Raw genomic sequence first — 24894 nt, forward strand, 5'->3', positions numbered from 1 at the left:
TGATACCGATTAGTCGAATACGCTCATTGCTTCACGCTTTCTTTCGACGTAAAGGTGCCCGTAGGTGTTGGCTGTTTGCTTGATGTCGTCGTGTCGCATCAGTTCCTTTACGAGATAGATATCTACACCTTTGTTAATCAGGTAAGATGCGTAGCTGTGACGTAAGTCATGAATTCGCAGTTCAGGAAAAACGCGTTTAAAATGTTTGCGAAAGTGTGAATAGTGGTATGGGGCCACTATACCGAATACAAACATATCATTATTGAATCCGTAGATTTTCTCTGCGGATTCTTTTTTTATGCGTTCCAGCATTTCGCCTATAAAGGCAGGAAACGGAACATAACCTACACTGCCCTTAGTTTTGGTCGTAGTGATTTTGCGTGTGATTATATCAAGTGTTTTGTTTACGTGAAGCAGATTCTTTTCAAAGTCCATATCTGACCACTTTACTGCAAGTCCTTCTCCTACTCGTAAACCCGTGTAAAACAGTAATCTAGCCAACTCCTGGTAGTGTAGATGCTCAAGACCCTTAACCCGATGGTCAAAATCCTCACGTCTTATGAAATTAATATTCGGTCGCACTCGCTGAATTGAACCGGCCGCCAGAGTGGGATCAACTTTAACCCGAACTATTTCCACGACGAAGGATTGACCCTGGCTGTATATGATCGACCGCCTGTAAAGGTTGAAATCCCTGATCCCTACCAAAGTTATTCTGCTTTTCAAGGAGGAGGTAAAGGTGAGTGAACGGACATATAAGCTATAAAAGGGCGATCAGGTTGTAATACACGGTTGCTATGAAGCCCGTAAGGAGAAGTACAAGGATAAGGTATGGACAGTAGAATCTGAGCCTTGGGACTTGGGACTTGTGTGGTTCGGAGGTTGTGCGGCTTGAAGGGTACAACGGAGGATTTGCTACGGAATATTTGAAGAGGGTTGAGGCATAACAGCCTTTACCCCCGTACTCTAAATCCCTTCAGATTTATAAAACTACTTGCAACTACCAATTCAATTATAACTGAGAGAGGTATTCTATACCTTCTGTAATTATAAAAAATCCCAAAACGATAAATATAAAGTAAGCAAAAAAAGTTAGAGCTTTTAGTGTCGTTTTTGGGATTCTTTTTTTTGCTTCTGGATCACGAGTGATTATAAAAGCTCTGAATGCAGCATAAAGCGGAATACACATAAGAAGTACTGTTAAAAGGTTCATGTTTCTCTCCTGATTTTTTGAATTTAATTTTATCAGATTTAATTGAGGTGAACAATATGTTAAATGAAGTTGTAGACAATATGAGAGACGAAGTTTTAACTCGACACTTATGATGATTAAAGCAATACAGGGTGTAGGTCCTGCACCCACTAAGGGAGGATATATAGATGTTCGAATATTTGAAGAAGAACCCATCTCCATTGTGGGAGCTTGAACAAAAGGAAAGACTTAAACAGGAACTTAAAGAAGACAAATGGGACATGAGAGATCCACGCAATAACCACTTGCTCAAGTTGACGCAAGAGAAAGCAGAAATGGAAAGGTTGCGCAAGGAAGTAGAGATATGTCGTACCCCAAGACCGATTGAAGAGTGGGGTGAGGATTATGGAGCTGTGCTATGGTGGGAATTCCCGGTTGTGGAACCTCCATATTGCGGTACTCCATTGGATGCAGACTGGCCCATTTATCATACGCATTGGACTCCAATAACCATACCTGTGACGACAGATAAACAACGTTATTTTCAGTGTCATGAATGTCTTAAATATAGCACTGCTCATGAGTGGAATGAAAAGACAGAAAATACTTTAGGACGCAGCATAATTCACATAGAAGCTAAGTGGCTAGGCATGGAGTATATTTGTCCAAAATGTGGCGCTGAGCAAGACGGGGATGATATTACCGAATGGGAGGAACAACAATGACAGATAAACCACGCTTAATAGATGCTGATATAGCCAATCTGCAAGAATTTTTAAAAAATGCTACCGTCTGCATTATGGTGTATGAAGTTCCCCTTCGACATAGACACCGTATTGAATCGGCGTTCAAAGGTATTCTACAAGTTAAAGTGGGGTCAATGGGAAAGGGAAGAACTTTTAAATAAAGAGTAGTTGAGCACTAGGGTTTCTATCCATATGTATGGGAAACCTCTAGTCATTATTAAAGCATTTTAATGGTCTTTAGTATATTTATAAGCTCATCACATTTGGTGGCTTTTGCAAGTAAAATGTCCTTAAAAAAAGATTGAAGAAAATATACAACGTAAATTAGTGCTAATGCAAAAAATATCAACAAGAGAATCATCTGCCAGCCCTTTGAGATTTGGCTTCCTACAAACTCACTCCATAAAGGGAAAAGTATTAAGCAAGCTAGAGTTATGGGCCACCAACGTTTGTTCTTAATGTTAGTACTTTTCATTGTGAAGTAATCAACTAAACTGTCAATATCTTTATCTTCAAAATCTAAAGACTTAAGCTTCATTTTTATCTCATGGCATTTATATGCAAACAGAAAATTAGCATCGTAACTTAATCTAATTTTTTGTTTAGTTATAAGTGGTGAAAATTCAGGATATTTCTTTATAGCGGATAAATGAGACAGCCTGATAGAGAGTATTAGAAGTGAAAGTGTTAATAATAAACCTAAAATGCTGATTGCCGCAGGCAACCATCCACTGACTTTCATAAAAAATAAAATGCTTATTAAGATTAGCACTAAAATAAACAAGGTTGTTGTTCCGCATAAAGTAAGAAATGCTTTTCGATCATTGACCATAATTTTCATAGTAGAAAGAGAATTAAAATGTTCTTCTAATTTCTTAGTATTGGTGAATGATTCAACAGTTGAGTTTTGTGTCACAATGTCCACATCCTAATGTAATATTTTCTATTTATAATTACGATATTATGAAATTTGGGTTTCGTCTAATTAACTTAATTAACATATAAATATCCGAATTGGGGTGATTCCACCGATGATAAGTAATGGAATAATAGAAATGAAAGAAGATATTGAAGACGATAACAAAATCATTCAGGTAAACTTTTTCGACGATATCGAACAGGACGATATTAGAAAAACAAAGTGGCTATTGGACAAGTATACTGATCTAATAGATGTAATAAAGAACTATGAATATTCACTCCAGCAGTTGGAAAACGGAATGGCAGCAGATGTGACAGCCAACGCTGTACTACTCAAAGACCAGCGCCATGTGAATTATAAATTTTATCAATTCCTAACGAATAACATTAAATTCGCAATAAATAATATGCGTGATAAGCACGAGGGGTTGATAGTAAAGCTGTTATTTTTGGATGGTATGAAGTACCTCAAAGCTCAGCAATATTCGGAAAAAGGTTATCGTAAGGACATTCCGCCTATCTCAGCAACTACATTTGCAGATAAACGGCGCAGGGCTATTGTTAACATAGCAAATAGCCTAAAAACAAACCGTACATTGGATTTTGTCACCATAGACTATGGTCGGGGGAGAAACCAAGAAGGAGAAATTGGGCTGAGGATGCCAGAAATAAATTAGACCGTAAGGGCTTAAGCCTTTGCGGTCTTAATTTTAGGTGTCTAAAGTTCTAGACTGAAAATAAAGTAATAATCTTGAGGGTGCTTCATTAAGCTAACGGGCAGTTTAGTTCAACAAGTAATCTTAATTTCGAAAAAAACATATTAAACAGTATTTTACTAATCTCATGAATTTGATTTGTAACAAATTTACTTCTTTTATCGTTGAATAATTAGGATCGAATAAAGAAGGAGGGTTTATTTGAAGAATAAAGTCTTGTTATTCATTATGGCACTAACTCTTATATGTATAGTTGGTTGCACGGGTGTTCAGCCAAAAAATAAGGACCTTGAGGGAGAGGAACCACCAAAGGTTCAAATTCAGATTGATAAACGAATGTACAAAACAAAACTCGGCACATATTGCTGGACAACATCATGTGTAGATTCAGCTGGTCCAGTTGAACTTTTAAAAGGAAAAGAACCGATTCCAGTAAAGCCTGGTGATGTTGTAAAATTCCTTATGAATTATGAGCCCCAACCGAATAAATTTCATGTCGAGCAATTCTATGAAGGAAGACTTACAGAAGTTTTATTGAAAGAAAATAGTTTTCAAGTTCCTACAGAAAAAGGGACATATTTTTATTCGTACGGGGTATGGTGGATGGATGAAGATGTAGAGAACCAATCTCGTGGCGATGCGTTTTATCATTTTTCCTTAAAGGTCACCTAGAGATTAAGATACTAAAGCAACACGATGGTATCATAAGAATAGGCTGCCTGTTGAACTAACGGACAGGATATATGTTAAAATAAGGGTGAATAAAATCAGAGGTGATTTAATGTTCAATCCGAAGATCTTCTTCTATTAGTTGTGTCTAAGGTCATGGCTCCAAATGCCAAAATCTAACCCGGCACAACGGGGATGAAGATGTTTACACGGGAAGAGATTCAATCCTGGGAAGATGACAAACAGCGTAGTCTGGAGATCAATACTAAGCCCAAAGATCCAAGAAAAGAGAAGCTCAAGGATTTCCGTAAAGGAATCAAGAGTGTTCATTACAACAAAGAATGTAAAGTAGCAAGAAAAGATGATTATCGTCTGTATAGAACAAAAATGAAACGACTGATGCGTAGTGAGAAATACGAGCTCCTACACAGTTACAAACGAACAAGTGGTTGGATTACTTGGTAAATGAGGTAGCCCTTGAATGAACTCATCCTATTGTCGAAGTGACTAGCAGTAGGGCAGTTCATGAGGGGCTGCTTTTTTTTCATTGAAGTAACGGGCAGGATAGTTCAATTAGAGTGTCTAATTTAGGTAATGAGTATTATCGATACTGTACATGCTCGGAAACCATTTAATAAAAGTGCAAGATTGTACGATATTAATTTGAATTACTCTAGGAGACAGAGAATATATGCAAAAATCTGCAAAACGTTTGATAGCCAAAATCGTTGGCATCTTTGTACTGCCACCGTTGCTCATCATAGGGTTAATAATTTGGGCAGGAAACATTCTTGATCCTTTACCACCAACCATAAAACACGGTGAATTTCCGTTTGAATTAAAATATGAAATGAACGGAAAAAAATATGACGTAAGTGATACCGTTGTTTGCGATTTTTCTAATATTTCTACGGACGCCGGGGGATTCGGTAAGATTAGACGGTGGAATGAACATTTAAAAAGTGGAACGCGTAGGATCACTATATTGAGTGACAATAATATACGTTCGATCATCAAACCCGATAGAATTGATTCGGAAATTGAGATATATTACAATTACGGATCTGCAACATATTTTATGGGTGATCCAGACGGCTCGGTATCTGAAAAACCACAAATAGAATATATCGAAACTTATAGTGAACGCCCAAATGTGATCGTTATTGATGCTACACCACTCTCTGCCGAACAATTACAAACAAACTTTGGGATTAAAATAATAAACTACAGTGACAGTCCTCCGGTCAGAAATACATTTAAATAATTTAAGGGATACTATAGCACCATTACTGCGAAGAGATTTCATAACACGAATTGAAAATATTGCTGCGCTAACGAGGAACGTTAGTTCAATGGAACAGCGACAGTCTAGGACCTTTTTTCGTCCTTGGCTGTCGCTGTTTCAGTTTCTAGGCTCAGTCCACTACTTTATTTTCTCCTGACAGTAGGGACTGTGTAATCCGTAGTAGGTACGGAGTAGAAAGGATTTACACTTTATTCAGGAACAAATTAAATCTATTCTAGGAGGCAATAAACATGGCACATAGTTACGCTTACTTGGACAACACAGGTATTTTACATCTTCATCCGTTGGAAAGTGAAGCATCAAAGCACGGCAAGTATGTAGGTACAAATCTGGATTACGACGAAAGTGGCTTTCCGGTTATCGGCGGCGAAGGTGTAGTCTATTATGTAGACAAAGACACAGCTTATGTAAATGGCAATGAACATGACGGCAAACAAATTGCTATACCAAGTGGCCTTAAAGCGCTAGCTGGTCAACTTCTGTAATTTTTCCAAAACTAAAACTAAATCGGAGACAGGACTCAGAGGGTAATATAAACCCGGAGCAAGAAGGATGTCCACTAAAGGCCCATTCCGGACATGGCGGATTAGCGGTAACCGCATTTTATAAATTACTGATCACTACAGTAGAGCAGCGTGAAATCGTTGCTCTTTTATTTGTTCGGGAAGCTTTTCCTCAACCTCATCAATCTATAATAACGAGGCAGATGGGAATCTATTTCCTTCTTTTTGCTAAGTTAAATCAGGACAATTTTCTAAATTTGTATGATTAGATGAAATGAATCAATGCAACAAAAATCCCCATCTTTTGGTTATAATGATATATATAATTATTCATTTGGAAGTGGAGGTATGGAACTGGAATAAAAGGATGATATATCAGTTAGCGTATATCGTGTCGGAGAAGAATTTATATGAAAGGGGCTTTCTTTAATGAAATTATATGGGGATACAAGCAACGGGTCCGAAGGTGAAGATGGGCCTAGAGCGCTGTTAAAACGAGTTTTGGAAGTCTATAAGATAACTACAGATACCCTAAGTAAAATTTCTGGAATTGAAGAAGACGTAGTTTTGGGGTATTTAAATGGCAAGAATGATTTTTCTGAATTAGGTAATTCGCATTCTAAACTGAATTTCGATAGTTTGCTTTTTATGCTCGCTAATGGAATCCAAATGATAGACGAAAGTGAGCGAGTAAAGGGCGTTATTGATATTTTGAATCAGCATTGGGGTATTTCATATGAAACCATAGCACTGTATGCCAAGTTGGACACGAATGATGTACAGCAATTTATGAAAGACCCAAAGTCGATCTCAATAGACAAAAAATATAGTTTATCTGTTACAAGTCTTTTCTTACACTATTTGTTTAAACCAACTCTATAATAGAAAAGAAGCTTATAGTCAATGACTGTAAGCTTCTTTATATAATTCAACTAATATTACCAATTATGTGTCCAAGTAATCCCATTTGGGTTAGTATTAATATAAGGGATTCCAAGTAAAGTGCCTGTACCGTCCAAAGAAGCGCGGTACGTATGATTCCTATAACCAGAATAAGCAACTTGACCTGCTAATCCAGATACAATTGCATTCCCATTACTTAATCCAGAAGTCAAATCTGTGATACTCATTATTCCAGTGAAATTATCTATTGGAACCGACGGAGTTATTCTGTAAAAGACATAATTGGCCCCAGCAGTTAAGGAAAGGATTCCCCCAGTGCCAGGGAAATCAACATTGGGATGAACCGTTCCTTCTTTAGGGATTAATGTAAGAGGTATTTCAACAGTTTCTCCTTTAGCCAATTCGATGTCGGAATCACCAACACTGATGGAATATTTTGCATCTTGCTGGTTAGTAGGTGTTGCTTCTTCTGCAAATGCTGTTACGGACACGGATAACAAAAGGGCAAATGTGAGCAAAATAGAAACCAACTTTTTCATTCTTAAAAATCTCCTCTCACTTTTTTGATAGCCGGATAGTTTCCAGCTACCATTAAGAGGATTATACAACTATCAAAATTAAAAAACTCGGGAAATATGTAAAGAAATGTCGATATAATAAATTATTTTTACGTGATTTCAATGATGCGATAATGTTAGATTTAGCACCTAGCACCTTAATAGGTGCTTTTTTATTTGTTCAGGAAACTTTTCCTTAGCTTCAGATACATTATCAAAAGGGGTGAATAATAAGATTATGGGACGAAAGAGAGATCCGAGACGGGACGAAGCATTTGATTTATACAAAGCAAGTTCCGGTAACATACGTCTCACAGATATAGCCTCTCAACTTAGTGTATCTGAAGGTACGGTAAGAGGATGGAAGGCTAAAGATAAGTGGGAGAGTTTTATTTCTGGAGAAGCAAAACATACGGAGCGTTCCGATGGGAATGAAACTGATCAAAAAAAGGAACCTCCAAACGAAGATGAAGAACCAACATCATACCCTGACGAGCATTTTCTCAAAGCTCTCCAAATTGTAGCCGAGGCCAAACAAGCCTCGGTTTCTTTATTGCAGCGAAGAATGAGGATAGGTTATAGCAGAGCAGCTCGACTAATTGATGAAATGGAGCGGCGTAAATTCATCGGTACATATCAAGGTGATAAGCCAAGAGAGGTATATGCTACCCCGCTTACAGTTGATGGGCTCTCTAAAGAGCTAAAAGTCGCTGCTCCAGAAATACGGAACGTTCCGAAAAAAATACCGGAACGCTCTAATGATATGGAGCGTTCCAAAACAAAAAAGAACGTTCCAGTAAACGAGGAGAAGCCGGAGCCGGAAATTCCAGACGAAGAGGGGTTAACGCCGAAACAGCGGATCTTCATAATGGAATACCTCAGAGATTTCAATGCGACAAGGTCGGCAATGGCTGCTGGATATAGTAAGAAAACAGCATATTCAATTGGATGGGAATTATTGAGGAAACCTGAAATTAAGGCTGCGATACAGAATTACAACGAATCCCTGATGGATGGGGTTGGTTTAAATGCTCAGCGCGTTCTAATGGAGTACATGAAAATTGCTTTTGCAGACATTACAGATTACGTGGAATTTGGTCAAAAGGAAGAAGACGTCCTTGGATTAGAAGGAGAACCAGTCTTTGATTCTGAGACTGGAGAAACGAAGAAGTACAGATATAATTATGTCTCTTTTAAAAACAGTGATGAGATTGATGGAACTCTGGTTTCAGAAGTCAAGCAGGGTAAGGACGGAGTGAGTGTAAAGCTACACGACAAAACCAAGGCATTGGACGTGCTAACTAAATACATGGATCTTCTTCCAGACAAACATAAACGGATGGTTGAAGACGAGAAACTTAAGATGCAACGTGAGAAACTTGAGCTTGAAAGAGCAAAGGTCACGGGAGAAGGCAATACAGAAGACGATCTAATTGACGATTGGGTAGAGGCGGTGGTAGGTGATGAAGACGAAGGACTCGCCGGAGACGAAACGGAGGCTTCAAGCATTCAAGAAACGGATTCCTGAGTATCGCAAGAATCCCACATTGTTCTGCCAAGAGATGCTTAAATTCTTTCCTGACGATTGGCAGGCAAGCACTCTTATAGATTTAGCAAATAATCCTCGTGTTTCAGTTCGTTCAGGTCAGGGTGTAGGGAAAACCGGACTGGAAGCTGCAACAGCTCTTTGGTTTCTGTCCTGCTTCCCTTATCCAAAAGTGATCTGTACAGCTCCTACAAGACAGCAGCTACATGACGTGTTATGGGCTGAGATTAATAAATGGCAATCTAAAAGTCCAGTGCTGAAACGAATCCTTAAGTGGACAAAGACCAAAATATACATGAAGAATTATGAGGAACGATGGTTCGCTACAGCTCGGACAGCTACTAAGCCTGAGAATATGCAGGGTTTCCATGAGGACTACATGCTATTCATTGTGGATGAAGCTTCAGGCGTTGCCGATCCAATCATGGAGGCCATCTTAGGTACGTTGTCGGGTGAGTTCAATAAAATGTTGATGTGCGGCAACCCGACAAAAACGTCGGGTGTTTTTTATGATTCGCACAATAAGGATAGAGCAGACTACAAAACACGTAAGGTATCCTGTCTAGACAGCCCAAGAACAAGCAAGGATAATATCGCTATGCTCAAGCGTAAGTATGGTGAAGGCAGCGATGTATGGAGAGTCCGGGTTGAAGGTGAATTTCCTCGTGGAGAATCGGATACATTTATTTCTTTAGAAGTGGCTGAATTTGCAGCTAAAGAAGTAAAGGTGGAACCCACTGGAGACATGCTAACTATAGGTGTGGACGTTGCGCGGTTTGGTGATGATGAGACCTCAATGTTTGCTGGAATAGGGCCAAGAGTTGTAGGAGAACACCATCATTTCAAGAAAGATACAATGGTTACTGCGGGATGGGTGATTAACCTGGCTAAAGAGTTGCATGGTGTTCATCCATATTTGAACCGAATTAGAATAAGAGTCGATGATAGCGGCGTTGGCGGAGGAGTAACGGATCGACTAAATGAAATCGTAGTTGAAGAAGGGCTACCGTATGAAATCATACCAATTAACAATGGCTCTTCTTCTTTAGATGAGCACTATGGAAACCTTGTTACAGAAATGTGGGCATCTATTAAGGAACAATTAGAACAGAATATGAGCAATTTCATAAATGGAGATGCGAGTGTTCTACAATTGCCTGATGATGATGTTCTGATAACCCAACTTACATCACGTAAATGGAACATGACCAGCAAGGGTAAGATGCTGCTTGAAAGTAAGAAGGATATGAAAAAGCGTGGGCTCAAGTCACCAGACAGAGCTGACGCTTTTGTTTTGACATTCGGAGAATATTTAACAGAACCAGATACACACATTATGCTTCCTTCAATAGGTAGTGTGGCAGTAAAAAGATAATGTGGTAGAGCGGTTTTATAAGATGAAAGATAGCGGTTGCACAGGCGTATTCATATAGAGAGCAACAGTCCACTAGTGCGATCAGCAAGCAGATGGAGAACAGCGCCGTGTACAATGTAGATAAGTAAGCAGAGCTTGAGGTAAAGGATTGTTGAAACTGGCATGACTAAGCTTTCTAGTATGCAAAGGTAAGCTATTCAGGCAATGAGAGTGAATTTGACTACATCAATTGTGGAGAAATGGGAATTAGTGAAAACTCACTTAAACGGATTAAGGCTGACGCAATCGCCATATTGGCAAGAGGTTTGAATGTTATTGAGTCCACAGCTGAAAGAGGAAATGGCATAATGTGACAATTATCTGCTTTTTTTATTAAAAATTATGAGACTTTATAATTATGGACAAATATCATTAAATTTCTAATAATTAAAATAGTTACATTACATCATTTTACAAAAAAACATAGATGGAGGATTATGCGAATGATTTACATGAAAAAATTAGTGTGTTCGATTTTGTTAGCGGCTCTGGTTCTAGTTTTTCCTACTTACTCTTTTGCAGAGACGACACAATCTGAAGGAGAGCTGAACTCAGTTGCTTCATCATCAGAACAACGTGTTACAGTCAATATTCCATTAGAAGTCACTGATAACTCTGTAAGTAATGCAGTTTATGGAGACTTTTCTACTCAAAAAACTAAAGTTGTGTATGCAACATTAGATTTCTGGGTTGATGTGGACGGAAGTACTGCCTTGGGTAATTGGACTATTACAATGGATGATAAAAAAAATAAAATAACTCGTGTTAATATTTCTTTAGTATGGTCTAATGGGCAAAAGGATACCTTTAATTATCCAACAAATGGAGTTCCTACACATGTATCAAATCAAGGAGAAACAGTATACAGCAACCCAGGACTCCATTCAGCAAAACTTTATGGCGGTGTTTCTGTAACTGGAGCTACTGGGTTTAATTTGCCAGCTAATGGAGCTAAAGTGACTTTTACAACTAAATAACCTAAAAAGAGAACACAATTACTCTTCAATCCTTGTGTTCTCTTTTTTGTCTTAGTACTAAGTATTTGTTATGGTGATATATATAGGAGGAATGAAGATGAAACTATTTGAAGAGATTTTAAATAATCAGGAAGAAGTAACTATCGAAATTAGAAACAAAACTACTATTCTTGATAGACCTAGCATAAAAAAAATAAAAACAAATGAGAGTATAGAAGAGAAACTATCAGTATTGGCTCAATTTTTTCTTTTACCATTCGAAACAGGCGATTCAAATGCTGTTTTACATATTCCAGTTTTTGATAAAGACACTAGAGAGCAAATATTACAAGAGATTGGGTCGCATTTTGAAGAGTGTAAAATTGTTGAGTATAAGGATCATGCTCAAATTATGCTTAGTAAATTAAGGGCAATTTCGAAAGGTCTTATTGAAAGGTTGATCGACTCTGGAGAAATAAATCAAATTGCATATAGTTTGTACAAAAAAAAATCTGTGAGTATTGATTATTCAGAAGAGAAAGAATACAAAGTCAATATTGAGTTGATACAGAGGTCATCTGAAAGATCAATCATTGAGTTGTGGACATTCTTAAACAATACCTTTATAAGAGAGGCTGGAGAATTAATTTTAATGCCACACCAATGGTATTTAGGTGAAGCATTTAAGGATTATTTAGCAGTAAGGTGTTTTGCTAGCGTATGTAAATCAATGAGAGTAACTGTAAATCCTATTGATAAAGCAATTAAGTATATATCCATTAGTTAGAGTCCCTATAACAATGACCGTTTTTGATTGGAATTTGACCGATGTATGACCCGCCACTGAACTTTTTATGTGGTAAATTTGTATCATGGATAATCAAATAAGGAATGCACTATAGCTTTCTGCCTCGGTGATTAGGTCGGCAATGAGCCGGCCTTTTTACATAGCCCGCGCAGCGACAAGGTAACGTTAACCATTGGAAACATTCTGGTCGGACCCCTTGCGCGGTTCAATTCCGTAGCGTGCTTTCCTTCTACCTATTAATTCCAATCACTTTATTGACGATATATACAGAATAAGGGGGAAGTATTAATGGCTAGAAGACGGAGAAGAAAACAGAAAAATTCTATTGAAGAGGCTATTGCAGGGATTGCGCTAATAGCCCCGTTTTTCTTTATCTACTCAGTTACGGGTTCAATCGGTGCCTCTGTTTTTGCATCTTTTGTAGCAGTAGCAATGGTCATAGCATTTATCTTTTATCGTCAAATGGCTGCTGCAACAAGACTACGTAATTCTGGGATTGCTGAAATTGATAAAATGGATGGTCGTCAATTCGAGAAATATTTAGGACTTTTGTTCAGTGCTCAAGGATACAAAGCTGAGGTTACACAAGCTGCTGGAGATTACGGTGCTGATTTGGTTCTTACAAAAAGCGGTCAGCGTATCGTAGTTCAGGCGAAACGGTACAGTAAAAATGTTGGGCTTAAAGCAGTTCAGGAGGTTTACGGTGCGGTAGCTCATTATCGTGCATCTTCAGCATGGGTTGTGACAAATAGCGATTACACTGAGCAAGCATACAAACTGGCAAGGTCCAATAACGTTCGCTTGATTAACCGAGAGCAGCTTATTGAAATGATTCTGCAGGTTAAACAAAAGAATTCTGTAACCAGGAAAGCAGGATAAAAAGCGAGAAAGGGAGTGGATATATAATTTTGGAATTAGACAAAAACTAGGGAGGAATATTTTTAATGTTTTTGAAGGTGCAAATGTAGATATGTGGGGTGCTGTAGGAGGAAACAAATTATTAATATTTATTTTAGCCTCATTCTTATGGTGTGTAGTATGCATCCCCATAAAAAAAATACTTGGAAAAAGATTAACTGGAATCCTAGCAAGTGTAGGTGTTCTGGTTATTTTTATATTATTGGGCTAAATTGTTTCTCAATTAAAGGAGCAACCTTCGGGGCAATGTCATTAAGATAAGACGCAGGTTCTAAATCAGGAACAAGAGCAGGTTATCGAAAAGATAGCCGCTCTTTTTTTGCATGAAAAAGAAAAAAAAGACTTGACAAGAAGATGGTCATATGTGGCGAAGCCCCTTGAAAAAACGAGGAGGTTACGCCAATGGATGAGTACGCAAATTCCCTAAAAGAAACGCTGACATCCCTCATACGAGAAATGTCAGCCGCACCAGCACCTTATGTCAAAAACCCTGAAAAAGATTTTACCCGAAAGAAAAAGCTGCCCTTTGAAACGGTTATGCAACTCCTGATCTCCATGGGGGGGAACAGCCTATATAAGGAACTCTTGGAATCACAAGATACACTCTCATGTAAATAATGAGTAAAAATCATCGTGTTGAAGCACATCGGCTAATTTCTACCTGGCCGCTAGTTTGTGGCTATATATCCTTAGCTACGATAGTAACGCCGGACGAAAAAGTAGGTGCGTAGGTTGCGTTCTCTACGACGCTCCCGACTACCTTAACAGATGCCGTTCTGCCGCCCGCGCAATTTACTAACCTCTGCCCTCCGGTACCCTTGAACGTCACACCCATCATAATAAGGTTGGTGTTGCTGTAAGTCATACCCGCGGTGCTTATATTATTAAGTACGATTGATGTATTCGTTATCTCGCTATTTACAAGCTTTATTGTGTCGACGGGAGTAGTAGCTGTGATTAATCGGGGGATGTCAGTCTGCATGTGTATATTTTCCAAAATGATGTTCTTCTGAATGGGCGGTGTTGCATTTGGGTAGTAACTACGGGAGTAGTTGTCCTTGTCAAGGTGGAGACTAACTGCGACGGGTCTGTTTTTCTGTAGGTAGATGTTTTTCAGGTGTACATTTCTACAACCTGCCGTATAGGTAACATCGTCCTGTATCATCACCCATTTAATATTACCGTCGAGAGTGACCGTCCCGTTTACGTGTGTAGGTGCCGTCATTGATGTGTACTTAGTGCCGTCGGGATTCGCGACTACTCGGTACAATCGCCCATTACTTACCACCGTGTCTGACTTTTGTAGCTCCATGCCGGAAAACCAATCAACCCAAGCGCCGGCGAGGACACGTAAGAAGTATCCAGTCGTAGATGCAGCGGCTAAATCGTAGCAATTTTCTATTAAGCCATTCTCGATCCAACCAAGCTGTGGATTTCCTGTATCGTAGTCATGCCCGTTTAACGCTATAGGATCATCGTACGTTTTAAATTTTCCATCACGGACTACGAAATTACTGCCTCTACCAAAGTGTACCGCGTCCTTGCCTCCCTCTACTCGTATCTTGTCTATGATTACATCCTCGAAGGTGCATATCTGTACGCAATAACTATAGGATAGGAGGTCGAGACATTCGAAGTTTTCGATTGAGAGATTTTTAACATAGAAAAAAGAGATTTGACCTCTCAACCCCGTAATTAAGTCTGAGCCCGCAGTGGATTCTTTACCGTTGCATATTAGCTTTAAACCTCTTATTACGATGTTTTTGTTGTAACTACGAGTAAATGCACCCTTATTGACGAGTACGTACCCGTTTGATGTGGTGCGCCTTAAAAAGACACCTGGACCAAAATTTAGAGTGACGTTGTCCCCGATCTTTATCGCTCTGTCGATATCGTAGATGCCTGGCTGTTCTACCCTTATCATGCCTCCCGCATCAACGGCCCTTTGTAGTGCAACCGCGTTAGTTGCCGCGTCATTACTTGGCATAAATCCAAATTTAAGTGCGCTAGGTATAAATATAGGTTCTGTCGTAGTTGTGACGTCTACGGCGTAGACTTGATAAGATGTTTTGCTTGTATCGGCAACTACAATTCTTACAAAGTAAACGTCATCATCGACCGTGTAATAATTAATATCAAACGCAGCTTGCCGTAGCATCTGCTTCGCCGCGTTGTATAAATTAACCCTGTACATAATTGTGTTATTTTCTAGCCTGAGTCTCTTCACCTTCGACACGTCGATGTATCCGGATCTATAACTATTCGTAACACTCGTCTCCATACCAGCGCTGGTCAGTCCACCTATTGCCCAATTGGAAGGTATCGGGGTGGTAATCTCCTCAGCTACCTTAGTGGTAGTTTGACCTATTATCTCGCCTACTTTAGCGTCTGCTTTCCTCGCAATCGTTCGGGCCACCGTGTCTTTTATCGTCATTTAGCCAACACTCCTATTAGATACCCGGACGTAACCGCTAAACGGATATCTTGCAATTAGTTCAGTTGAAGCATACTCACGTGTTTTTGCCATAATATTTAACCTCCAAAGTTTTTTTGTTTCACTCGAGTTGAGAACTGCGCGCTTTAATTGCTCTTCATTTATAGGGTAATTAACATGGTTATTTAACAACCTAAACGAAGAATCTTTTATATAATCTTCTGTTGTCTTGCATTCATAGAGACAGTGCAGGAAAAAATCCGGCTGCCGAAGATTAAAGTAACATGTTAAAAGTGTTGAATGATGGATCGGCTCTTAGTTGGACAGAAAATATAAGGGCTAGTAGAACGAGCAGATAAGAAGAAGGGACGGAAAAAGTGCCCTCATAGGAGTTGTTCAGTTTTGTGTTGACAATCCAGAGTTAAGAATTACATATTGAAGTGCACTTATTGAATAGTACCTATTGAACAATTTTATTATCACCACAGGCTAAAAAAATGATTTGAAGACAAAAAAAGAAACCCCCAAGGGATCAATGTCATTAAGATAAGCTCAAAGACAATTCCGGGAATAAAAATGAAATCCGAAACGGCATGGGAAAAGCCCCGTGCCGTTTGTTTTTTGTGCAAGCAAGGAAAAAAGCGTACAGCAAACAAAGCGGATAGAGTATCCGCTTAAAAAAATGTTCATGTGAACCGAATTATGCTACTCTGTAGACGAGGCTAACAGCTGATTTCCAGCGGATTTTGCGTGTATTCCTCTGCCCTGAGCGAATGGGTCGAATCGGCAAAATGTTTTTGCGAATCAGCGCTTCAACATCGGGCGAGGGTTCATCGTGCCGAGAGCGCAGGAAATATCTACAAACGTGAACGGCAACCGTAAAGTTGACTTGGTAGGGATGCCGTGTATCCATTTGGGAAATGACGACGTGCAAGGTCATCATTTCAGTGAAATTGTACATGATCATTCTTGCGAATATCTCTTGGATGATGGACTCTTGCTTCTTTGCATGAAAATTCGTCAGACCGACGGTGTATTTTAATGCCCTGAAAGAGGTCTCAATCCCCCATCGCATGTTATAAATGGACTTGATTTCATCGGGTGGGAAATCAGCGGTAGAAAGACTCGTAATAACGGTTTCATAAGTGCCATTAGGCAGGATGAAACGAACAACCCGAAAGGAAATCGGATAAAACAAGTTCTCCTGCAGATCCAAAAAATCAAAGGTAGACGTGGAAGGGACGAACTTGTACATCTCAGGATGAGCCTTGACCTCTTTGGTTTGTTTTTTTGTGAGTGTCAGATGAATGTCCCAATCAAACTCTCCGCTAGAGGGCACACGCAAGCCCGAAAGAATACCATTGGAATCCAAATCCTTTACCCGTATGACATAGTTCCACCCTTTGCGTTCAATATGCGCGAAATTGTTGTAACTTTCATACCCTCGATCGGCAATAACAATGGTTTTGGTTTGATCGGGGAACGGTCAACCATAGCAGCCAACGCCCTTCCCTCGTTGCAAAACCTTCGTGGCTGAACAATGGCATCCACGTAAAGTCTATTGCACAAGTCATAGGCTGCGTTCAAATGCAGAAGGTTATAGCCTTTCGTGTTCGGTTGACTTTGAAAATAGGTTTCCGTGTCCGCAGAGTCCGTTGCGATATGCAAATCCGAACCGTCAACAGCAAGTAAACGATACCCCCGGTAGTCCTTGATATCCGTATATGATTGCGTAAATTGGTGAAACAAGAATTCCACAGCAGACGGCAGGATTTTATTCCTCTGTTGGACAAAAGCAGAAGTGGTCGCGGTATTTACGTCATAACCTTGTGATTCCAAGAGTTCCTTATATAGGCTGTTCCCCCCCATGGAGATCAGGAGTTGCATAACCGTTTCAAAGGGCAGCTTTTTCTTTCGGGTAAAATCTTTTTCAGGGTTTTTGACATAAGGTGCTGGTGCGGCTGACATTTCTCGTATGAGGGATGTCAGCGTTTCTTTTAGGGAATTTGCGTACTCATCCATTGGCGTAACCTCCTCGTTTTTCAAGGGGCTTCGCCACATATGACCATCTTCTTGTCAAGTCTTTTTTTTCTTTTTCATGCAAAAAAAGAGCGGCTATCTTTTCGATAACCTGCTCTTGTTCCTGATTTAGAACCTGCGTCTTATCTTAATGACATTGACCTTCGGGGGGCTCTTTTTTTAATCTTGTAGGACAGAATGTATGTCTTAAACTTTACTCCTGTTTATGAACGGAATGATGAAGGAGTTCAGAAGAGGCGTGCACGTGTTTCGTGATCATGTTAACTGGTATACGAATATGGGAGGATAAACAAACAAGTCGGACTGACGTCTTTCTTTTAATATTTGTTCAAGAAAAATCCTATTATGGATTAAAAAGTAGTGACATCATCGATTAATCTTGTAATAATAGGTAAGTGATTCTATATACCTAAAATATTAGGTATATAGTCTTGGTTTAACATTACATACATGAGAGGACAAAAAAGATGAAGAAGTGGGTTAATGTTTTAACGGCAGGAATTTTAGTGACCTCCTTATGGGCTAGCCCCATATTGGCGGCTGACAGTTCGCACCATGTAGCAAAGAAGGGCAGTTCTACTGAATCTCAACCTTATGTGGATATGGCGAACCATTGGGCAACGGACAACGTTGCAAAATGGAGCAATCGAGGAGTGGTTTCAGGTGTTGCGAACGCACGCTTTGAGCCAAATCGTCCGATTACAAGAAGTGAATGGGCTGCTTTGTTAAATCGTGCATTTCAAATACAGCCAGGACAATTAGCATCTTTTACCGATGTAGATAAAGACGATTGGTTTGCCCCAACCGTTACGGATGCAGTTTATGCTGGATATATGAAAGGATTCGAAGATGGCAGCTTTCGCCCTACGCAAGTATTAAGTAGAGAAGAGGCGGCAGTGACCATAAACCAATTGCTTCAAATCCCTTCTTCTGATTCAAATAAAACCTTTAAAGATAGCACATCTCTACACAATTGGTCCCAAAAGGCCGTTAATGCTGTAGTGGCAGCTGGTATTATTGAAGGTTATCAGAACGGTACCTTTCAGCCTCAAAAACCGTTGACTCGTGCTGAGGCGGTCACGATTCTGGATCGTGCTGTGAATCATTCTGGTGCTTGGTATGGAGAATCAGGAACATATGGACCTTCAACTGGACTCGCCAAGCAGTCAGGCAATGTTGTCATCAACACAACGGGTGTAACGCTTCAAAATACGGAAATTGCGGGTGATTTAATTATCGGGAAAGCCGTTGGGAACGGCGATGTATTCTTGAAGAATGTCAAAGTCCACGGTCAAACCTACGTTTACGGCGGTGGAGAGCATAGCGTTCATCTGAACAATTCTGTGCTGGTTAGCATCATTGTAAACAAAGTGGATGGAACTGTTCGTTTGGTGGCAGAAGGAGCAACGTCCATCAGCGAAGTAAAAATCAAGACGGGCGCAGCCCTCGATGTCTCACAAGGAGCAAGTGTTGATCGAGTTACTCTAACAAATGAGCTCCCCGCAAAATCTAATGTGAGCCTTACAGGTTATTTTCACACTGTGAATGTAGAAGCATTCGCTATTAATGTAAATATCCCAAATGGACAGATTGATACATTAAACGTAGCTGATAACGCTACGGGTACAACCATAGATACAGCAAAAGAGTCTTCTATTCTCTCGTTAGTTCTTAATGCTGCTGCCAAAGTAATAGGATTAGGTTCTGTTGATAAAGCCGTAGTTAATGCTGAAAATGTTTCTTTTCAAACAAAACCTAAATCTCTGACAAATGGCGACAAGGTAAGTAGTGATGTTAAAGTCACAATAGGTGATTCGGCAAAAACTTTGGGATTACAGGGGACAACAACATCAGGTGGCGGTGGGGGTTCTTCTAGTAACTCTAATGAATCCGATAATTCCAAAAAAGATGATCATAAAAAAAGTGACGACAAGAAAGATGATACACCTCAAGCACCGGGGCATAATGGGGACGCTAACATTTCTGTTTCTAAAAAAATAGTGACGGTCGGAGAGTCCGTTTATTTTACTAGCTCTTATGATGGTACTGCTTACTTTTCAAGTGATTTAATAGATTTCGGTAATCTTCAATCTCTTGAATTAGGTGTCGAAAGTGGTGAGGTACTTAAAATGGAGGTTCCGGCCAATAAAACTGTCAGTTTCTCGACATATGATATTAACCATTGGGATTATCCTAACAACTTTGAATTTGATCTGACGATTTATGACAAAAATGGTGCCTATCGTAGCAAGGAAATAACCGTTATTGATGAGAGCGAGCCTCTTGTTGGGTCACCGATATATGCTCAATATTCTGAAAGAAAGGATAGACTTGATCAATTCTCTATTGATTATAATCGCTTATTACAGCTTGCGGACGGGAAGACAACAGAAGATATCGTTCAGTGGTCTGTTGGTGACAGTCCTTTTACGCCTTTCACAAAGGAAAATGGGACTGTAAGAGTTGAGGACAATAAAGTCTTTATATTGCCTAAACATTTGGAGGATCGGTTGGTTTATAAATTCCGTTTAGTCACAGACTCTGTGGTTACATCAAATGGTGAATTCAATAAAGAATTTCAGACTTGGGGAGATAGAAGAACGGTCAGAATTACAATGATTCAACCTATCGGGGATATTCTAAAGGTGAAAAAAGGAGACGCTCTTACATTCTCTCTTTCAGATGTTTCAGATGTGTATCTGCTAAATACATTTGTTTTGGGAAGCCAAAGTAACTACGACGATTTGGTTGCAGAAAACTGGGGTAAAAAGATAATTGTTACGGATGATGAAGTGAATAAACCAGTTACTATCTCTACAGGCGATTTGCCGTCAGGAAAGTATCAACTTCTTGTTTGGCATGGACAAGATTTGGAGCTGGAAATTATAGAATAAAACTGAATATAACGTTATTATAAGTGGTCAGGAAACTTTTCCTGACCACGTTTTTGTTCCAAATATTCCGTCTTGAAAAGAGGATTTATGGTATGCATAACGCGATCCCCTCGAAAATCAGTAGTAAATCCGAATAATGCAGATGTTATTCTGAATTCATAGAAGTTTGTAACGAAAGGCGGTGAAAACTTGAAATGGTACCATAAAGCTGTATATTCACTTGCTAATGCTGTTCTTCCAATAGCGGTAAAGCAACAGATGATGGGGGTGGGCAGAGCAACAGTACCTAATAATGCTAACCCATGGGGCATATTCAACTGGCTACCGAAGAAACATCAGCAGGCTCATAATATTGATCTTACCAAATTGCAGAGCTACACGGCAGAGGAATTGCTTGAGCTATTGATATCTGTTCATCCAGACGTATCCTATGCCTTGTACACATACTTACGTATGGGAGATACCGAATTAACGTTTAGTGCAAAGAAGCCAAACGGAAATGCAGATAAGAGTGGACAACGGGTGCTGGACGATCTTAAGACCATGCTTAATACACCGTTACCTTCGCCGGGATATCAGCATGGACGGTCATTGAATAAACTGGACACGATTCAGCGGATGATGATGATGGTTCGTGGTGCTTGTGCCGGGGAAGTAGTACTGAATGAGCGATGTAACGATGTAATTGATATCGTTCCAGTTGACCCGGCTCTAATATGGTTTCGCAGGGAACCAGGCACTAATCGGCTTACGCCGTGGCAATATGTTAAGAATCCACAAAGGAATTCGAACGAAGAGTGGTTTGGTAATTACAAAAAGATTGACACGCCAACTTTTATTTATGAAGAGTTTGATCCTATGGTTGACGATCCTTATGGACGAACGCCCATGCTTCCAGTGCTGCAAGTAGTATTCTTTCATCTTCAAGTGCTGGCTGATCTAAAAGCAGTCGTGCATAACCAAGGGTATCCACGGCTTGATATCTCCATGCTGGAAGAAATCATGCTGAAGAATATGCCGAACAACTTGAAAAGTAATCCCGATGGTCAACAGAAATGGCTCAAAGAGCGAATGGAAGAGATGATAAACCATTTCAACTCACTCAATCCAGACGATGCCCTTGTCCACTGGGATAGCGTAAAAGTCGAATATCTTAAAGGCGGTAATTCAGGGCCGATGATTGATATTAAAAAGCTCATCGATATTATTGATACCCAAATGGCGACTTCACTCAAGACGCTGCTCACCATCCTTTCCAGGCATCAAGGATCAACCGAAACATACAGTTCGATTGACACTCAAATATATATCAAAAATGTAGAGTCCGCGCGGAGCGTAACCAAACGTTTCTGGCAGCGGGCTTTTTCGTTGTCTGCAAGAGTAAAGGGGACTCAAACAAAAGTTGAAGCTGACTATCTCCCCATTGATCTACGCTCTGAGAATGAGATTGAACGTGACCGCCGTTCAAAGATCGATAACTACATCACAGCGGAGAAGAATTTCTACATCACACCGTTGGAAGCTGCTGAGGAAATACGTTGGACTCTTGGTATTAATGCCAAAGTTCCTGCTGAACTGCTTCCGTTGCTTGTGAAAAAGCTGGAAACTGACTCAAATGAAGAACAGACTCCACTAGAAGGAGGTGAATAAAGCATTATGGGAAAACCTACATCGGACCAATTGACAAAGATCAATCAAAAAGCACTGGTCCCGTTGACTGATGAACAAGCTCATGTGTTTCAAGCGAGAATCATTGGAACCAAGCGTATTGATAAGTACAAAATGAAGATTACTCCAAACTTCCTACGCAAAATGGCAGATCAAGTTAAAGAGGGAGTTGCCTTGCTAGTTGACCATCCGTGGCAGAAGTGGGAAGCCTTATCTTTCCCGTATGGCAGAACTTTTGACAGCCGAATTATCGAAGAGGGAGGGGAACTGGAACTTTACGGTGATCATTACATGGTAAAAGGGCTAGAAGCTAATGGGATCTCAACGGATCAACTGGCTACCGGTATTGATTCAGGAACTATATTTGACACATCGGCAGGATTTGTAACAACGAAACATATTTGTGGTATCTGTGGTGGTAATTACTACGGACCTTCGGCATGCTCGCATATACGTGGACAAACGTATGACGACAAAGAATGTCTTGTTCTAGCCGATGACGGTTACATCATGGAGAACTCTATTGTATTTGATGGAGGTTATGAGGGAGCTGGAATTACTCGCGAATCCCTCTCGATGAAACAACATAGTGGAGGCGAGCAGCCGAAGCAAACTGAATATGAACCACTACCTTTAGATGCGAAGTCGCTTGATGGCGATGGACGTGTCTTTTATTTTTTCAGCAACAAAGGCGGCATGTCTGCTTTTGTATCTAAACAGCATCAAACAAAAGAACAGGCCGAGACACTGGCCCAAGGAGATGACACTATGAATGAAGAACAAAAAGCTGCTTTGGCAGCAGCGCAAACCCAAGCAACTGCACTGGCAGCGGCTAATGGCATGCTTGGACAAGTACGGACTGCATTGGGCGTTGAGAGTGACGCAGAAATCCCAGCGAAGCTTACGGCGCTGAGTGTTCAAGCTACTGATGGAGCAATGTACAAGGTGAAGGTCACTGAACAAGCATGTGGAGCTGGTGTCCGCGCTCTTGGTGAAGCCTTTAATGTAGAGGCGATGAAAACAGCACTGTCTCATCTGCCGGTGTCTGAAATTGAAAAGATCGGTGCAACGTATGAGGCACAGGCACAAGCTGCTTTGGGTGGCGGTGGTCGCCATACACAAGGTGACGATGTAAACCTTCCTGAGGGAGCACTGAATGGAACACCACCAACCAACTCACAAAATGATGGTGGCGAGAAAACGACAGAACAACTTAAAGCATTAGCTCGTGAAGAAGCTCGGGCGGCACTTAAGAATACAGGCAGGGGTAATCTGCTGAAGGAGGATAAATAATTATGATGCAATCTCAGTATAATGGCGCTCCTGGTCCCGGTCAGGTTATTACTCAAGAGTTTACGGAGGTTCTAGCGTCTACAGACCTTCAGGCTAAACTACCGGGAGGGATCTTGCTGAAACAAGGGCAAGGAATCCTGAAAAAAGGGACGATTATAGGCAAGATCACAGCAGCAGGAGCGGATAAGGATAAAGCGGTAGCTTATAGTTCCGCAGCAACCAACGGCTCTGAAGTGGCACTGTGTATCCTTGATAATGATCATGACACAACACTTTCTGATATTGGGGCATCTGCGTGGATTGCAGGTATTTTTGATTCATCCAAATTGACTGGCTTAGATGCAGCAGCTAAAACAGCGCTGAAGCTTTGCTACTTTGTATAAGGGGGAAAACATAAATGGCAAACGTACTTGATCCATATTTCCTTACGGAAGTCGTACAGAACATTCGGACGGATATTAACAGTTTTCGCGGGGCTCAATTGCTGACCAATGGCGTTGACTTTAAACCTGAACTTGGACTCACCATCGAATATGACATTACCTATGACGACACGGGGATGACGCCTGCTACCGGTCTGAATGATCCTTCGCCAATTCATACGGCACCCGTAGTGAAACATATGAACTTCACGAACCAAGAATGGAGAGAAAAGTCCATCATTGATCGTGAAAAGATTGCCACGTTGAGAAAGCCAGGTAACAATTTACAACAACAATGGGCAGAGGAGTACATGGTAGATCAACTGGTCAACTTGAATATGCGGCTTGAGACACGTTTTGAGTGGATGCGTTGGCAGTCTCTGACCGGCAACCTTATCGTTCCAGCCACAGCAAACAAACCTGCCAGAACGATTGATTATGGCGTCCCTGCTACTAACAAGCCAACGGCAGATGTGCTCTGGAGCAATACGACAACCGCTGATCCGCTGAAAAACTTGGATGAGTGGCTCCTTCTATTCCGGGGAAGTGGTGCAAGAGGGGTTAATTCTGGCCAATAAAAAGGTAGACAGCTACATGAAGCAAAATGAGAAAATTCGCGAATTGATCAGATACACATATGGCAAGGATGTTGTAACTGATGGCTCACTTTCTGAAATTGTCAGCCAAAATTTGAGCGGGCTTCAGTATGAAGTTTACGATGGTGGCTACATTGACGATACCGGAACGTTCCATCCTTTCATTCCTGACAATGCCGTAATTATCATCGGTCAAGGCATGACAGGCTCCATTATGGATCTTGTTACAAGCCCAAATAACTATGAGGATATTTTTACAGGCCATACTGGGAAATTTGCTCTCACCAAACTGATTCAAGGTGACCCTGATCAATGGCAAGTCATCAATGGTGCGACTGTGCTGCCGCGGCTGAAATACGTCAACTGGCATATCTTCGCTACAGTGGCGTAAG

At 40.4% G+C, this 24894-nt stretch carries 27 protein-coding genes; 20 read left to right on the plus strand and 7 right to left on the minus strand.

Annotated features, from left to right (window positions below):
* Window positions 1-9 precede the first annotated feature (9 nt).
* The gene (locus tag NSQ68_RS08060) at window positions 10-639 is read right to left on the minus strand and encodes a site-specific integrase (protein ID WP_342428522.1); all 630 of its coding nucleotides are present in this window, start codon (window positions 637-639) and stop codon (window positions 10-12) included.
* 373 nt (window positions 640-1012) lie between these two features.
* Window positions 1013-1213 carry a hypothetical protein gene (locus tag NSQ68_RS08065; RefSeq protein ID WP_069289732.1) on the minus strand — a complete coding sequence of 67 codons (201 nt, stop codon included), beginning with the start codon at window positions 1211-1213 and terminating at the stop codon, window positions 1013-1015.
* A gap of 167 nt (window positions 1214-1380) precedes the next feature.
* On the opposite strand from NSQ68_RS08065, the gene NSQ68_RS08070 reads away from it, so the two are divergent.
* Window positions 1381-1917 carry a hypothetical protein gene (locus tag NSQ68_RS08070; RefSeq protein WP_342428523.1) on the plus strand — a complete coding sequence of 179 codons (537 nt, stop codon included), beginning with the start codon at window positions 1381-1383 and terminating at the stop codon, window positions 1915-1917.
* Window positions 1914-2099 (plus strand): hypothetical protein, encoded by a 186-nt coding sequence (locus NSQ68_RS08075; protein WP_342428524.1) that lies wholly within the window; start codon window positions 1914-1916, stop codon window positions 2097-2099. Before NSQ68_RS08070 ends, NSQ68_RS08075 begins: the two co-directional genes overlap by 4 nt.
* A gap of 56 nt (window positions 2100-2155) precedes the next feature.
* Here the strand turns inward: NSQ68_RS08075 and NSQ68_RS08080 are convergent, their stop codons facing one another.
* Entirely contained in the window at window positions 2156-2854 is a 699-nt protein-coding gene (locus NSQ68_RS08080) for a hypothetical protein (RefSeq protein WP_342428525.1), read from the minus strand.
* Window positions 2855-2969: 115 nt separating this feature from the next.
* Between NSQ68_RS08080 and NSQ68_RS08085 the strand changes: the two genes are divergently transcribed.
* From NSQ68_RS08085 to NSQ68_RS08110, 6 genes are all read left to right on the plus strand, one after another.
* Window positions 2970-3536, plus strand: a complete 567-nt coding sequence (locus NSQ68_RS08085; protein ID WP_342428526.1) for a hypothetical protein — start codon at window positions 2970-2972, stop codon at window positions 3534-3536.
* 240 nt (window positions 3537-3776) lie between these two features.
* Window positions 3777-4247 carry a hypothetical protein gene (locus NSQ68_RS08090; protein WP_342428527.1) on the plus strand — a complete coding sequence of 157 codons (471 nt, stop codon included), beginning with the start codon at window positions 3777-3779 and terminating at the stop codon, window positions 4245-4247.
* Between the two features lie 198 nt (window positions 4248-4445).
* The gene (locus NSQ68_RS08095) at window positions 4446-4709 is read left to right on the plus strand and encodes a hypothetical protein (protein WP_342428528.1); all 264 of its coding nucleotides are present in this window, start codon (window positions 4446-4448) and stop codon (window positions 4707-4709) included.
* Window positions 4710-4935: 226 nt separating this feature from the next.
* Window positions 4936-5508 (plus strand): hypothetical protein, encoded by a 573-nt coding sequence (locus NSQ68_RS08100; protein ID WP_342428529.1) that lies wholly within the window; start codon window positions 4936-4938, stop codon window positions 5506-5508.
* 272 nt (window positions 5509-5780) lie between these two features.
* Window positions 5781-6035 (plus strand): hypothetical protein, encoded by a 255-nt coding sequence (locus tag NSQ68_RS08105; RefSeq protein WP_342428530.1) that lies wholly within the window; start codon window positions 5781-5783, stop codon window positions 6033-6035.
* A gap of 447 nt (window positions 6036-6482) precedes the next feature.
* Window positions 6483-6935, plus strand: coding sequence for an HTH domain-containing protein (locus NSQ68_RS08110; RefSeq protein WP_342428531.1), 453 nt, complete (start codon window positions 6483-6485; stop codon window positions 6933-6935).
* Between the two features lie 56 nt (window positions 6936-6991).
* Here the strand turns inward: NSQ68_RS08110 and NSQ68_RS08115 are convergent, their stop codons facing one another.
* Window positions 6992-7495, minus strand: a complete 504-nt coding sequence (locus NSQ68_RS08115; protein ID WP_014599934.1) for a hypothetical protein — start codon at window positions 7493-7495, stop codon at window positions 6992-6994.
* 256 nt (window positions 7496-7751) lie between these two features.
* Here NSQ68_RS08115 and NSQ68_RS08120 point away from each other — a divergent pair, with 256 nt between their 5' ends.
* From NSQ68_RS08120 to NSQ68_RS08145, 6 genes are all read left to right on the plus strand, one after another.
* Complete coding sequence (locus tag NSQ68_RS08120; RefSeq protein WP_342428532.1) at window positions 7752-9041, plus strand: terminase small subunit; 1290 nt, start codon at window positions 7752-7754, stop codon at window positions 9039-9041.
* The gene (locus tag NSQ68_RS08125) at window positions 8977-10434 is read left to right on the plus strand and encodes a DEAD/DEAH box helicase family protein (protein ID WP_342428533.1); all 1458 of its coding nucleotides are present in this window, start codon (window positions 8977-8979) and stop codon (window positions 10432-10434) included. The genes NSQ68_RS08120 and NSQ68_RS08125 overlap by 65 nt, the downstream gene beginning before the upstream one ends.
* A 482-nt stretch (window positions 10435-10916) precedes the next feature.
* Window positions 10917-11450, plus strand: coding sequence for a hypothetical protein (locus NSQ68_RS08130; protein WP_342428534.1), 534 nt, complete (start codon window positions 10917-10919; stop codon window positions 11448-11450).
* Between the two features lie 97 nt (window positions 11451-11547).
* Window positions 11548-12216, plus strand: coding sequence for a hypothetical protein (locus tag NSQ68_RS08135; protein WP_342428535.1), 669 nt, complete (start codon window positions 11548-11550; stop codon window positions 12214-12216).
* A 309-nt stretch (window positions 12217-12525) separates the two neighbouring features.
* The gene (locus tag NSQ68_RS08140; RefSeq protein WP_342428536.1) at window positions 12526-13116 is read left to right on the plus strand and encodes a restriction endonuclease; all 591 of its coding nucleotides are present in this window, start codon (window positions 12526-12528) and stop codon (window positions 13114-13116) included.
* Window positions 13117-13557: 441 nt separating this feature from the next.
* Window positions 13558-13773 (plus strand): hypothetical protein, encoded by a 216-nt coding sequence (locus tag NSQ68_RS08145; protein WP_069011638.1) that lies wholly within the window; start codon window positions 13558-13560, stop codon window positions 13771-13773.
* Window positions 13774-13834: 61 nt separating this feature from the next.
* Here the strand turns inward: NSQ68_RS08145 and NSQ68_RS08150 are convergent, their stop codons facing one another.
* The 3 genes from NSQ68_RS08150 to NSQ68_RS08160 form a co-directional block, all read right to left on the minus strand.
* On the minus strand, window positions 13835-15589 hold the full coding sequence (locus NSQ68_RS08150) for a hypothetical protein (RefSeq protein ID WP_342428537.1): 1755 nt from the start codon (window positions 15587-15589) through the stop codon (window positions 13835-13837).
* 700 nt (window positions 15590-16289) lie between these two features.
* Window positions 16290-17051, minus strand: coding sequence for a transposase (locus tag NSQ68_RS08155; protein WP_342429094.1), 762 nt, complete (start codon window positions 17049-17051; stop codon window positions 16290-16292).
* On the minus strand, window positions 16967-17611 hold the full coding sequence (locus NSQ68_RS08160; protein WP_342428538.1) for a hypothetical protein: 645 nt from the start codon (window positions 17609-17611) through the stop codon (window positions 16967-16969). Before NSQ68_RS08160 ends, NSQ68_RS08155 begins: the two co-directional genes overlap by 85 nt.
* A 485-nt stretch (window positions 17612-18096) precedes the next feature.
* Here NSQ68_RS08160 and NSQ68_RS08165 point away from each other — a divergent pair, with 485 nt between their 5' ends.
* From NSQ68_RS08165 to NSQ68_RS08190, 6 genes are all read left to right on the plus strand, one after another.
* Complete coding sequence (locus NSQ68_RS08165; protein WP_342428539.1) at window positions 18097-20523, plus strand: S-layer homology domain-containing protein; 2427 nt, start codon at window positions 18097-18099, stop codon at window positions 20521-20523.
* 189 nt (window positions 20524-20712) lie between these two features.
* Entirely contained in the window at window positions 20713-22173 is a 1461-nt protein-coding gene (locus tag NSQ68_RS08170; RefSeq protein WP_342428540.1) for a hypothetical protein, read from the plus strand.
* Between the two features lie 6 nt (window positions 22174-22179).
* On the plus strand, window positions 22180-23484 hold the full coding sequence (locus NSQ68_RS08175; RefSeq protein ID WP_342428541.1) for a hypothetical protein: 1305 nt from the start codon (window positions 22180-22182) through the stop codon (window positions 23482-23484).
* 2 nt (window positions 23485-23486) lie between these two features.
* The gene (locus tag NSQ68_RS08180; RefSeq protein WP_075154323.1) at window positions 23487-23867 is read left to right on the plus strand and encodes a head decoration protein; all 381 of its coding nucleotides are present in this window, start codon (window positions 23487-23489) and stop codon (window positions 23865-23867) included.
* Between the two features lie 14 nt (window positions 23868-23881).
* Window positions 23882-24484 carry a major capsid protein gene (locus NSQ68_RS08185; protein WP_342428542.1) on the plus strand — a complete coding sequence of 201 codons (603 nt, stop codon included), beginning with the start codon at window positions 23882-23884 and terminating at the stop codon, window positions 24482-24484.
* Between the two features lie 16 nt (window positions 24485-24500).
* A complete protein-coding gene (locus tag NSQ68_RS08190; RefSeq protein ID WP_342428543.1) occupies window positions 24501-24893 on the plus strand; it encodes a major capsid protein in 393 nt (130 codons plus the stop codon).
* Window position 24894 lies beyond the last annotated feature (1 nt).

It is taken from the genome of Paenibacillus sp. FSL L8-0158, assembly GCF_038592965.1.
GTDB classification, from domain to species: Bacteria; Bacillota; Bacilli; order Paenibacillales; family Paenibacillaceae; genus Paenibacillus; species Paenibacillus polymyxa_D.